The 14338-nt window shown below is 69.1% G+C and carries 2 protein-coding genes; both read right to left on the bottom strand.

All coding sequences use genetic code 11. From position 1 onward, the window contains the following. On the bottom strand, nt 1-7592 hold a 7592-nt coding region (locus tag ACH492_RS39740; RefSeq protein ID WP_398994282.1), incomplete at its 3' end, for an amino acid adenylation domain-containing protein. Then, complete coding sequence (locus ACH492_RS39735; RefSeq protein ID WP_398994284.1) at nt 7589-14329, bottom strand: amino acid adenylation domain-containing protein; 6741 nt, start codon at nt 14327-14329, stop codon at nt 7589-7591. The genes ACH492_RS39735 and ACH492_RS39740, both read right to left, overlap by 4 nt. Nucleotides 14330-14338: the final 9 nt, after the last annotated feature.

Genomic DNA, 14338 nt, shown 5'->3' with positions numbered 1-14338 from the left:
CGCAGCAGCGCGCCGAGATCACCGTCCTCGGCGCCGCCCAACGCGACCGGATGCACACTCGTGAACCAGCCCACCGTCCGCGACACGTCAATGTCAGCGCCCACATCCTCGCGACCGTGACCCTCCACATCCACCACGACCGACGCCGCCCCGGTCCACTCGGTGAACACCGCACCCAACGCACTCAGCAGCACATCATTGATCTGCGTCCGGAACGCACTCGGCACCTCACGCAGCAGACTCTCCGTCCGCCCCGCGTCCAAAGCCACCAACACCCGCCTCGCCGACGCGACCGTATTCGCACCCTCGTACTCACGCGGCAAGCGACCGGCCGCAGCCTCGACCTCCCGCCAGTGAGCAGCCTCGGCCGCAACCTCCGGCGACGCCGCCAGCTCGCCGAGCCGCTTCGCCCACCCCAGGAAAGACGTCGTCTTCGCCGGGAACTCCACTGCGGCGACACCACGCTCGACCTGCTCATACGCTGACGCCAGATCCTCCAACAGAATCGGCCAGGAGACGGTGTCCACGACCAGGTGATGGGCAACGACCAGCAGCAGCTGACCCCGCTCCCCTCGGTCGAAGAGCGCCACCCGCAGCAGCGGGCCCTCATGCAGATCGAGTCCCGCCTGCACCTCCGAGGCGCGAGCCTCCAGGAAGGCCGGCTCATCCACGGCCTCCACCCCAAGGGCATCGATGACCGCCACCAGGTCGGCCGCTTCCGCGGCCGCCACACGACCGACCCGCTCCCCGCCCTCCCGCACAAAACGAGAGCGCAGCGCGTCATGCTGCTCCACCACCGACCGTGCCGCCACCCGCAGCACGTCCGCGTCCACCTGAGCCGTCGCCTGCAACACAACCGACTGGTTGAAGTGCCAGGGCTCCGGCTGCTCACGCTCCAGGAACCACCGCTGGACAGGTGTCAGCGGGAAGTCGCCGACCACCAGGCCCTGTTCGGCATCCGTCGTGCTCTCACCCGACGCCACCGACGCCAGACCCGCCACCGTCTGGTGGTCGAACAACTGCGCCACCGTCACGTGAACACCGAGCTCCCGGGCCCGGGCCACCACACGGATACTGCTGATCGAGTCGCCGCCAAGCTCGAAGAAGTTGTCCTCGGCACCAACCCGTTCCACACCGAGGACCTGCACCCATACCTCAGCCAGTACCTGCTCGACCTCTGTACGGGGTGCCACATACTCCCCCGCCGATCCCAGACGCTCCCCGTCGGGCTGCGGCAGCGCTGCCCGATCCAGTTTGCCGTTGGGGGTGAGAGGCAGCGCGGCCAGTTCCATGAACACGGCCGGGACCATGAAGGCCGGCAGACTCCGCTGGACGTGCTCCCGCAGGTCAGGGACCGCCGGTATGCCGTCGGCCTGGTCGGCGGGGACCAGGTGGGCCACGAGTTTACGGTCTTCGGTGTCGCCGAATGCCGTCACGACGGCGTTGCGGATTTGGGGGTGGGTGGTCAGGACGGCTTCGATCTCGCCGGGTTCGATCCGGAAGCCGCGGACCTTGACCTGGTCGTCGGCGCGGCCGATGAAGTCGAGCTGTCCGTCGGCCAGCCAGCGCGCCCGGTCGCCCGAGCGGTACATGCGGGTGCCGTCCGAGGTGAACGGGTCCGGCAGGAAACGCTCGGCCGTCAATGCCGGCTGGGCGCGGTAGCCGCGGGCTACCTGCGGGCCGGCGATGAACACCTCGCCCGCCACCCCGACCGGGACCGGATTCAACCGCGCGTCCAGGACATACAGGCGGGCATTCGCCACCGGAGCACCGATCGGCGGAGCCACGGCCACGTCCGGGGCCACAGCACCAGTGGTGACCATGACCGTGGCCTCGGTGGGGCCGTAGGTGTTCACCAGTCGGCGGTCCGCCGCCCACGCCCGGGCCACCGGCTGGCTCAAACGTTCCGCGCCCAGCAGCAGCGTCTGGATACCGGACACCTCATCCGGGTTCAAGACGCCCAACAGGGAGGGCACCACACTGGCCGCCGTGACGCCCTGCGCCCCGATCATCCCGGTCAGGACCTCGGGAGCGGTACGCTCGGCACTGCTCGCCACCACCAGCGCGCCACCCGAGGCCAGCGTCACCGCGACATCCAGCACCGCCGCGTCGAAACTGAACGACGCGAACTGCAGCACCCGCCCACCCGGACCGGCTTCCAGCACCGGAGCCAAGGCGGTCACCATGCCCACCACACTGCGATGCGCGACCTGCACACCCTTCGGCCGCCCCGTCGACCCCGACGTATAAATCACATACGCCAACTGATCGCCGTGTACCGGTACGTCAGGCACCGTGGACGCCAGCCCATCGGTAACAGCCGGGTCGTCCAGCCACACCACCGACTCCACCGACAGCCCGGCGGCCACCCCCGCCACCGACCGGTGCCCCACCACCACCTCGACACCACTGTCGGCGAGCATGAACTCCAACCGCTCGACCGGATATTCGGGATCCAGCGGCAGATACGCGCCACCCGCCTGCCACACCGCCACCATCGCCACAACCATGTCGACCCCACGCGGCAGGCACAGCCCCACCACCGACTCCGCACCGACACCAAGCCCCCGCAGACGATGCGCCAGCCGGTTGGCACGGGCCATCAACCCGCCATACGTCAACACCCCACCGTCAGCGACCACAGCCACCGCATCCGGGCCGCCCAGCGCCCGCGCAGCAATCAGCTCATGCACCCCACCCACACCCGGCAGCGGCTCGACGGCCTCATTCCACTCCTCGACCACCCGCCGCCGCTCACCCGCACCCAGCACCGGCAACTCACCAACACGCCGCCCCGCATCCTCCGCCACCGCACCCAGCAGCACCCCGAGGTGTTCGGCCAGCCGCTCAATCGTCACCGCATCGAACAGTGCGGTGCTGTACTCGATCGTCGCGGTCAGCGCGCCATCGCTGCTGTCGCCCAGCGTCACTGCCAGGTCGAACTTCACCGGGAGGCCACTGGACCCCGTATCGCCGCCGGCCCCCGCCTCGGACGCGGTGTCCGCGTCACCGCGGGGCTCACCGGCAGCGCCATCGTCGCCGTCGTTCTCCCCGGCGACATAGCTGAAGAGGACTTGGAACAGTGGATTGCGGGACCGGTCCCGTTCGGTGACCAGCTCGTCCACCAGCTGCTCGAACGGCACGTCCTGATGCGCGTAGGCCCCCAACGCCGACTCCCGCACCCGCCCCAGCAACTCCGTGAACGACGGATCGCCGGACAGGTCGGTCCGCAGCACCAGCGTGTTGACGAAGAACCCGATCAGGTCCTCGGTCTCGGCACGGTTCCGGTTCGCCACCGGCGTGCCCACCACCACGTCGTCCGAACCCGCATACCGCCCCAACAGCACATCGAACGCCGCCAGCAGCGTCATGAACATCGACACGCCGCATTCGCGCGACAGCGCGCGCAGGGCCTCCGCGGTCTCACGCGCGATCCGGAACCCGGCCACCGCCCCCGCGGAGGAACGCACCGCCGGGCGAGCTCGGTCAGTCGGCAGCTCCATGACCGGCAGGTCGAGCAACTGCGCGCGCCAGTAAGCGAGTTGTGCCTCCAGCACCTCTCCGGTAAGCCATTCCCGCTGCCAGACCGCGAAGTCGGCGTACTGCACCTGCAGCGGCGGCAGCGGATCCGGCTCACCCGCGCGGAACGCCTCGTAACAGGCGGTGAGTTCGCGACGCAGGATCAGCCTCGACCACTCGTCGGAGACGACGTGGTGCATCGCGAGCGCCAGTACGTGTTCGTCCGCCGCGACTCGGATCAGCGTGGCGCGGATCAGTGATCCGCCCGACAGGTCGAAGGGGGTGACCGCGTCGGCGAGTACCAACTCGCGGGCGGCGACCATGGGCTCGGGGCCGTCGGACACGTCGACGACCGTCAGGGGGAAGGGCTCGGACGGATCGATGACCTGGTGCGGTACGCCGTCGGTGTCCACCACCAACCGGGTCCGCAGGACTTCGTGGCGCGCCACGACCCCGCTCAGTGCCCTCCCCAGGGCCTCCACGTCCAGGCCGCCGGGCAAGGGAAGGGGCGTGGGTACGTTGTACTCGGCGGAGCCGGGTTCCATCTGGTCGAGGAACCAGAGCCGTTGCTGGGCGAACGACAGGGGCAGCGCCTGGTCCCGGCCGACCGTCACGATCGGCGGTGCCGAGGCGCGCGGCGCAGCGGTCTCGACCAGCGCCGCGAGGGCACGCACGGTCGGGTGGTCGAACAGGGCGGCCAGAGGTATTTCCGTCCCGAACACTTCTCTGACGCGGGAGACCACCTGGGTGGCCAGGAGTGACTGGCCGCCCAGTTCGAAGAAGTCCTCGGTCGCGCCGACCCGGTCCACGCCGAGGACCTGTGCCCAGACTCCGGCGAGCAGTTCTTCCGTCACGCTCGACGGTGCCACGTAGCCCGTGAGGTGCTGGCGGACGGCGTCGGGTGCCGGGAGCGCCGCCCGGTCGATCTTTCCGTTCGCGGTCAGGGGCAGCGCGGCCAGTTCGGTGAAGACCGAGGGGATCATGAAGGCGGGCAGGTGTTCGCCCGCGAAGGCGCGCAGGTCGGTGACGGGCGGGATGCCTTCGGCCTGGTCGGCGGGCACGAGGTGGGCGACCAGCCTACGGTCGGCGTCCTCGCCGTTCGTGGTCACCAAGGCCGTACGGATCGCCGGATGAGCTGCGAGCACCGTTTCGATCTCGCCGAGCTCCATCCGGTATCCGCGGACCTTGATCTGGTCGTCGGCGCGACCGAGGAACTCCAGTTGCCCGTCCGCCAGCCAGCGCACCCGGTCGCCGGAGCGGTACATCCGGGAACCGTCACCCGCGAACGGGTCGGCGACGAAACGTTCGGCCGTGAGCCCGGGACGGCGGGCGTAGCCGCGAGCGACCCCCGTGCCGGCGATGAACAGCTCGCCCACCACGCCCACGGGCACCGGGTTCAGCCGCTCGTCCAGGACGTACGTCCGCGTGTTGTCGACCGGGGTGCCGATCGGCGGCGCGCCCCGGCCGTCGGGATCGACGGTCGCGATGCTCGCGCACACGGTGGCCTCGGTCGGCCCGTACGCGTTCAGCAGCCGGTGTTCGGTCCGCCATCCGGCGGCCACGCCTGCCTCCAGCCGCTCTCCGGCCGTCACCAGCGTGTGCAGGCCCGTCAGGTCGCCGGGGTCCAATACGGCCAGCAGCGACGGCGGCAAAGTCGCCACGCGCACATTCCGCCCCCGTATGAGCGCGGCCAGCGCCTCGGGCTCAGCCCGCTGCTCCGCCGTCGCCACCACCAGCGTTCCGCCGGCTGCGAGCGTCACACACACCTCGGACACGGCGGCGTCGAAACCGAACGGCGCGAACTGTACGACCGCGTCCCCGGCCGTGACCCCGAATGTCCGTCCCTGGGCCCGCACCAAGTTCACCACACCGCCGTGAGCGACCTGTACGCCCTTCGGCCGCCCCGTCGATCCCGACGTGTAGATCACGTACGCCAACTGGTCCGGCCGTATGTGCGCTTCGGGTGACTCTGTCGGCATGGCGGCCAACCGTGCATGGTCCATCGGGTCGTCCAGGACCACGGTCCGCAGCCGTCCCACCGGCAGTTCGTCGACGATGTCGCCGGTGCCGACGAGCACGGTCGCCCGGCTGTCCGTGAGCATGAATCCGAGGCGTTCGGCCGGGTATTCCGGGTCCAGCGGCAGATACGCCCCTCCGGCCTGCCACACCCCCAGCATCGCCACGATCATGTCGATCCCGCGCGGCAGGCACAGGCCCACGAGGGTGTCGGGACCAACACCCGCGGTACGCAGATAGTGGCCGAGCTGGTTCGCCCGTGCCATCAACTCGCCGTATGTCAGCGACACTTCGTCGAAGATGACCGCCTGAGCGTCCGGGCAGGCGGCCGCCCGTTCCGCGATCAGTCGGTGCACGCCGCCCACGGCGGGCAGAGCCGCGGCCGTGTCGTTCCAGACACGTACCAGGACGTCTCGTTCCGCAGCCGCCAGCACCGGCAGATCGCCGACGTGTCGACCCGCGTCGCCGGCGACGGCATCCAGCAGGGCGACCAGATGCCGGGCCATGCGTTCCACCGTCGTCGCGTCGAACAACGCGGTGCTGTACTCGAGGACCCCTGTCAGCTCACGGCCGCCATCGGTGAACATCAGCCGCAGATCGAACTTGGCGACCACATCGCCTTCGACACTGTCGAGCGACAGCCCGCTGCCGGCCGATCGCGTGTCGCCGGCCTCGCCGGTCGCGTCCCCACGGCCACGCGACCGGCCCGTCTCCCCGGCCTGCTCCCCGTCCCGGCCCTGCTCCCGTTCCCGGTGCTGCTGCCCGTCCTCGGTGAAGTAGTTGAACAGCACCTGGAAGAGTGGGCTGCGCGATCGGTCCCGCTCGGTGACAAGGGCATCGACCAGTTGCTCGAACGGCAGATCCTGGTGCGCGAACGCGTCGAGTGCCATGTCCCTCACATGGACGAGGAGTTCGTCGAAGGAGGGGTCGCCGGACAGATCGGTGCGCATCACCAGGGTGTTGACGAAGAAGCCGATCAGGTGCTCGGTCTCGGCACGGTTCCGGTTCGCCACCGGCGTGCCCACGACCACGTCGTCCGTGTCCGCGTAGCGGCTGAGCAGCACATTGAACGCCGCCAGCAGCGTCATGAACATCGTCGCACCGCTGCGCCGGGACAGCTCTCGCAACGCGTCCGCGGTCCGTGCCGGGACGGTGAAACGCGTCTGCGCGCCCGCCGGTGACCATACGGGGGGCCGCGGGCGGTCGGAGGGCAGTTCGAGCTGCGAGGCCCCTGCCAACTTGTCTCGCCAGTAGGCGAGTTGGCCTTCCAGGACCTCCCCCTCCAGCCACTTGCGCTGCCAGACGGCGAAATCGGCGTACTGCACCTGCAGCGGCGGTAGCGGATCCGGCTCACCCGCACGGAACGCCTCGTACTGGGCGGACAGTTCGCGGTGGAGGATTCCCTTCGACCACTCGTCGAACACCACATGGTGCATGGACAGCGCCAATACGTGCTCGTCGGGGGCCAACCGGATCAGCAGGGCCCTGATCAGCGGGCCACCCGCCAGGTCGAACGGGAGCGCCGCGTCCGCCGCCATCAGCACCCATGCCGCTGCCCCGAGATCCGCCTCGCCGGACACGTCGGCCACCGGCAGCGGAATGGGCGCGGGCAGGTCGATCACCTGACGCGGTACGCCGTCGACGTCGGCCACGAGCCGGGTCCGCAGGACTTCGTGGCGTGCCACGATCGCACTCAGGGTGGCGTTCAGCGCCGCCACGTCCAGCGTGCCGCCGAGGCGTACCGGCATGGGCACGTTGTATTCGGCCGAGCCCGGATCGAGCTGGTCCAGAAACCACAGCCGCTGCTGCGCGAAGGACAACGGCAGCTGCTCGGCCCGGTCCGCGACCGTCATCTGAGGTCCATGACCGGTGTTCCGTTCGGGCCCACGGTCGGTCAGCAACTCGATGATCTCGTCGCGGAAGCCCTGAAGGCGGCCGCGGAGATCATCCGTGAGCACACCCTTGGGCGCGAACAACCTGAGCCGGCCGTCGACGACGCTGAAGCGGACGCCTCTGCCCTCAAGCCCCTCCAGGAACTCCGCAGGGGACATGGTCATGAGGAAACCCCGTTCTCGTCAGACTCTGCGCCCTGTTCGTGGACGTCCAGGCTCTGCAGCACTTCGGCTTCTGACATGTGCTCGACCTCGTACCAGATGCGCTCTTCGACGACGGCTGCCAGACCTCGCACGGTCGGTTGGTCGAACAGCACGGCCAGCGGTATGTCGAGCTCGAAGAGCTCCCTGATCCGGGAGATCACCTGAGTGGCGAGCAGCGAATGCCCGCCCAGCTCGAAGAAGTTGTCCGTGGCCCCGACCCGCTCCACACCCAGCAGCTGCACCCACAGACGCGCCAACACTTCCTCGACGTCCCCGGATACTGCCTCGAACTCGTCCAACTCCGGGCGCGCTCCGTCTGGTTCGGGCAGGGCGGCACGGTCGAGTTTGCCGTTGGGGGTGAGAGGCAGCGCGGCCAGTTCCATGAACACGGCCGGGACCATGAAGGCCGGCAGACTCCGCTGGACGTGGTCTCGCAGGTCAGGGACCGTCGGAATGCCCTCCGCCGCGTCGGCGGGGACCAGGTAGGCCACGAGTCTACGGTCTTCGGTGTCGCCGAATGCCGTCACGACGGCGTTGCGGATTTGGAGGTGGGTGGTCAGGACGGCTTCGATCTCGCCGGGTTCGATCCGGAAGCCGCGGACCTTGACCTGATCGTCGGCGCGGCCGATGAAGTCGAGCTGTCCGTCGGCCAGCCAGCGCGCCCGGTCGCCCGAGCGGTACATGCGGGTGCCGTCGGCGGTGAAGGGGTCCGGCAGGAAGCGTTCCGCGGTCAGGGCGGGCTGGGCGCGGTAGCCGCGGGCTACCTGCGGGCCGGCGATGAACACCTCGCCCGCCACCCCGACCGGGACCGGATTCAACCGCGCGTCCAGGACATAAAGGCGGGCATTCGCCACCGGGGCGCCGATCGGCGGGGCCACGGCCGCGTCCGGGTCGACCGCGCCGGTGGTGACCATGACCGTGGCCTCGGTGGGGCCGTAGGTGTTCACCAGTCGGCGGTCCGCCGCCCAGGCCCGGGCCACCGGCTGGGTCAAACGTTCCGCGCCCAGCAGCAGCGTCTGGATACCGGACACCTCGTCCGGGCTCAGGACGCCCAACAGGGAGGGCACCACACTGGCCGCCGTGACGCCTTGCGCCCCGATCATTCCGGTCAGGACCTCGGGAGCGGTGCGCTCGGCGCTGCTCGCCACCACCAGCGCGCCACCCGAGGCCAGCGTCACCGCGACATCCAGCACCGCCGCGTCGAAACTGAACGACGCGAACTGCAGCACCCGCCCACCCGGACCGGCTTCCAGCACCGGAGCCAAGGCGGTCACCATGCCCACCACACTGCGATGCGCGACCTGCACACCCTTCGGCCGCCCCGTCGACCCCGACGTATAAATCACATACGCCAACTGATCGCCCCGGACCAACACTTCAGGCGCCGTGGACGCCAGCCCATCGGTAACAGCCGGGTCGTCCAGCCACACCACCGACTCCACCGACAGCCCGTCGGCCATCCCCGCCACCTCGGCCACCTCGGCCACCGACCTGTGCCTGATCAGCACCTGCGCCCCACTGTCGGCCAGCATGAACTCCAACCGCTCGACCGGGTATTCGGGATCCAGCGGCAGATACGCGCCACCCGCCTGCCACACCGCCAGCATCGCCACGACCATGTCGACCCCACGCGGCAGGCACAGCCCCACCACCGACTCCGCGCCGACACCGAGCCCCCGCAGACGATGCGCCAGCCGGTTGGCACGGGCCATCAACCCGCCATACGTCAACACCCCACCGTCAGCGACCACAGCCACCGCATCCGGGCCGCCCAGCGCCCGCGCAGCAATCAGCTCATGTACCCCACCCACACCCGGCAGCGGCTCGACGACCTCATTCCACTCCTCGACCACCCGCCGCCGCTCACCCGCACCCAGCACCGGCAACTCACCAACACGCCGCCCCGCATCCCCTGCCACGGCCTCCAACACCGCGACCAGATGCTCAGCCATTCGCTCCATGGTCGCCGCGTCGAACAGCGCAGTGCTGTACTCGATCGCCCCTGCCAAGCCGCCGTCGCGGTCTCCCAGCATCAGTGACAGGTCGAAGTTCACCGATGTCGTGGTCAGCGCGGCCAGCGCGGATCCGTCGGCGCCGGTGTCGTCGCGCGCCTCATGGTCCGCGCCGTGGGCGCTCCCGTCAGGCGTGTAGTTGAAGAACACCTGGAAGAGCGCGGTGCGGGACCGGTCCCGTTCCACGACCAGGTCGTCCACGAGGTGTTCGAAGGGCAGGTCCTGGTGGGCGTAGGCGGCCAGGGCGACGTGCCGTACTCGTCCGAGCAACTCCTTGAAGGACGGGTCGCCGGACAGATCGGTCCGCAGCACCAGCGTGTTCACGAAGAACCCGATCAGGTCCTCGGTCTCGGCCCGGTTCCGGTTCGCCACCGGCGTGCCCACCACCACATCTTCCGTGCCGGCGTACCAGCCAAGGAGCACTTTCAAGGCGGCCAGGAGGGTCATGGACATCGTGGCGCCGCTCTTGCGGGACAGCGCCCTTAAGGCGTCAGCAGTGTGCGCTGAAACGGTGAACTCGGTGACCGCTCCCTCGGGGGACCGAACGGCCGGACGAGGTCGGTCCGTGGGGAGTTCGAGTGCGGGCAGTTCCCTCAACTGCTGGCGCCAGTAGGAGAGATGCTCGTCGAGTACTTCTCCGGTCAGCCACTCGCGTTGCCAGACGGCGAAGTCGGCGTACTGCACCGGGAGCGGCGGCAACGGATCCGCCTCCTCGGCGCGGAACGCCTCGTACAGTGCCGTGAGTTCACGGCGAAGGATCCGCACCGACCACTCGTCGAAAGCCACGTGGTGGATGGCCAGCGTCAGCACGTGCTCGTCGGGGGCGACCCGGATGAGCGTGGCGCGGATGAGGGGCCCGGCCGCCAGATCGAACGGCGTCATCACCTCCGCCGCCACCAGTTCCCGCGCGGCCGACACCGGGTCGGCGTACCAGGACACGTCGGTGGCCGAGAGCGGAATCGGGGCCGGCGGGTCGATGACCTGGTGGACGACTCCGGCGGCGTCGGCCACCAGCCGGGTGCGCAGCACCTCGTGCCGCGCAAGCACTCCGCTGAGAGCGGCGACAAGTGCCTCGACGTCCAGATCGCCCGGCCACCGCACCAGCAGCGGCACGTTGTATTCCAGTGAGCCGGGATCCAGTTGATTCAGGAACCACAGGCGCTGCTGAGCGAACGACAGCGGCAGGGGCTCGTCGCGGCCGACCCGTGTGACGGGCGGCATCGGGATCCCCTTGGTCGAGTTCTCGACCACCGAGGCCAGGTCCCGGACCGTGGGCCGGTCGAACAACGCGGAGAGGGGTACCTCGACCCTGAACACCGTGCGGATGCGGGAGACGACCTGGGTGGCGAGCAGCGAGTGTCCACCGAGTTCGAAGAAGTTGTCGTGGGTGCCGACCCGGTCGACGCCGAGGACCTGTGCCCAGATTCCGGCGAGCAGTTCCTCGGTGGCGGTGGCGGGTGCTTGGAACCCGTCGAGGTCCGGGCGTATGCCGTCGGGTTCGGGCAGCGCGGCCCGGTCGACCTTCCCGTTCGGGGTCAGGGGCAGTTCGTCGAGTTCGACGAACACCGACGGGACCATGAAGTCGGGCAGTCGCGCACCGACGTACGCTCGCAGATCACCCACCGACGGGATGCCCTCGTCCTGTGCCGCCGGTACGAGGTAGGCGACCAGTCGACGATCCGCTTCGGCGCCCCTTGCCGCCACGATCGCGGTCCGGATCCCGTCGTGGCCGGCCAGAACCGTTTCGATTTCGGCGGGTTCGATGCGGTAACCGCGGACCTTGACCTGTTCATCCGCCCGCCCGAGAAACTCCAGCTCCCCGTCCACAAGCCATCGCACCCGGTCACCCGACCGATACATCCGCGAACCATCACCCACGAACGGATCCGCCACAAACCGCTCCGCCGTCAGACCCGCACGCCCCCCATACCCACGCGCCAACTGACCACCCGCAATAAACAACTCACCAGCAACCCCCACCGGCACCGGGCCAAGGCGCTCGTCCAGCACATACACCCGCGTATTCGGCAACGGCCCACCAATCGGCACCGGCCCATCCACCGCACCCACCCGACCAAGTTCACTGAACGTCGAGTCGACCGCCGCCTCCGTCACCCCATAACCCGTCAGCAACCGCACCCCACCACCCAGCACCGACCGCGCCCGCACCACCCCACCCCAACGCCACACATCCGTCGTCACCACCACCAACCGCAAATCCCCCAACCACACCCGCCCCAGCCCTTGCTCACACCCCCGCTCCACATAACCGACCAGCTCATCCACATACCGCGGCGCACACTCCAGCGCATTCACCCCCGCGCCCTCCAACACCCCCACCCACTCACCCACATCCACCTGCAAACCAACCCGCCCCACAACCAACACCCCACCCGAGCACAACGCCCGCACCACATCACCCGAAAACACATCAAAACTCGCACTCGCCACCGTCAACCACCGCAACCCCACCCCCACACCGAAATGAGCAACCTCCCACCCCCCGAACACCCCCACCAACGCCCCATGCGACACCCACACACCCTTCGGCCGCCCCGTCGACCCCGACGTATAAATCACCGACACCAACTGATCAGGAACCACCGACACCTCAGGCGCCTCAGCCGGAAGCTCCTCCAAAACCCCCTGGACAGTCGGGTCATCCAGCCAGACCACAGCCCCCACAGCGCCCTCAAGCCCCAATCCCCCGGCCACATCCCGATGTCCCACCAGCACACCCGCACCGCTGTCGGCGAGCATGAACCCCAGCCGGTCCACCGGATAATCCGGATCCAGCGACACATACGCCGCCCCCGACAACCACACCCCCACCACCGCAACCACCAAATCCACACCACGCTCCAGGCACAGCCCGACCACCGACTCCGCCCCAACCCCCAACCCCCGCAAATGACGAGCAAGCCGACTCGCCCGCACCATCAACCCGCCATACGACAACGCCACATCACCCGACACCACCGCCACCGCATCCGGAGTCACGGCCGCCCGCCCGGCAATCAGCTCATGCACCCCACCCACCCCAGGCAAAACCAACTCCGCACCACGACCCCGCCCCACCAACACCTCAACCTCACCCACCGACACCAACGGCACATCAGCCACGCGTTGTCCCGCGTCGTCGGCGACTGCGTCGAGTACGGCGACCAGGCTCCGGGCCAGCCGCTCCGCCGTCGCGGGGTCGAACAGTGCGGTGCTGTACTCGATCTCGCCCGAGAGTTCGCCCTCGCCGGCGTCGCCGAACCTCAGCGTCAGGTCGAACAAGGTGTCCCGCGGCGCCGTGTCCGCGCCCTTGATCCGCACCTCGCTCCTCGGCCGGCCGTCACCCTGTTCCAGCAGATTCGTGCCGTCCCGCGGGTCCTCCATGGCGTAGTTGAAGAAGACCTGGAAGAGCGGTGTGCGGGAGCGATCCCGTTCGGTCACCAGCGCGTCCACCAGCTGCTCGAAGGGCAGGTCCTGGTGGGCGTAGGCGCCCAGTGCGGTTTCCCGTACACGGTCGAGGAGTTCGACGAAGGACGGGTCGCCGGACAGATCGGTGCGCATGACGAGGGTGTTGACGAAGAAGCCGATGAGGTCCTCGGTCTCGGCGCGGTTCCGGTTGGCGACCGGGGTGCCCACGACCACGTCGTCCGTTCCGCAGTAGCGGCCGAGCACCACGTCGAAGGCGGCCAGCAGCGTCATGAACATCGTGGCGCCGCTCGCACGCGACAGTGCCCGCAACGCCTTCGCGGTCTCCGCCGGGACAGTGAACCCGGTCGCCCCGCCCTCCGAGGAGCGCGTCTGCGGCCGGGGGCGATCAGTCGGCAGCTCAAGCACCGGAAGCGCGTCCAACTTGCCGTGCCAGTAGTCGAGTTGGCTGTCCAACACGTCATCGGCCAGCCACTCACGCTGCCACACCGCGAAGTCCGCGTACTGCGCGGGCAGCGGAGGCAGCGGATCCGGCTCGCTGGCCCGGAACGCCTCGTACAGAGCGCCCAGTTCGCGCCGCAGGATCCTGCCCGACCACTCGTCGAAGACAACGTGGTGCATCGACAGAGCCAGGACGTGTTCGTCGGCGGCCAGTCGGATGAGCACGGCCCGGATCAAGGGCCCGGTCGCCAGATCGAAGGGGGCTGTCGTGTCCTGCGCGATCAGCCGTTCGGCCGCGCTCAGCGGATCGTCGCCACTGGACACATCCACCACCGGCATCGGGATCTCCGAGGTCGGGTCGATCACCTGGTACGCCACTCCGTCCGTGTCGTCGGAGAGTCGGGTGCGCAACACCTCGTGCCGCGCCACCACAGCGTCCAGAGCCGCCCCGAGCGCCGCCACGTCGAGCGCCCCGTCCAGCCGGATGGGCAACGGCAGGTTGTACTCGGTCGAGCCGGGCTCCAAGTGGTCCAGAAACCAGAGTCGTTGCTGGGCGAACGACAACGGCAGCACCTGGTCGCGGCCGACAGCCCGCACGGGCGGTACGACCAGGCCCCGCGCGGTGCCCTCAACCGCGTCGGCGAGGTCCCGCACGGTGGCCTGATCGAACATCGTCGCCACGGAGACGTCGGCTCCGAACACGTCCCGGATGCGGGAGATCACCTGCGTGGCGAGCAGGGAGTGTCCGCCGAGTTCGAAGAAGTTGTCGGTGGCGCCCACCCGGTCCACACCCAGAAGCTGGGCCCATACCCCGGCCAGCAGCTCCTC

The organism is Streptomyces sp. NPDC019443 (assembly GCF_044389785.1).
In the GTDB taxonomy this organism is placed as follows: Bacteria; Actinomycetota; Actinomycetes; order Streptomycetales; family Streptomycetaceae; genus Streptomyces.
This window is presented reverse-complemented; position numbering and strand designations above follow the sequence as displayed.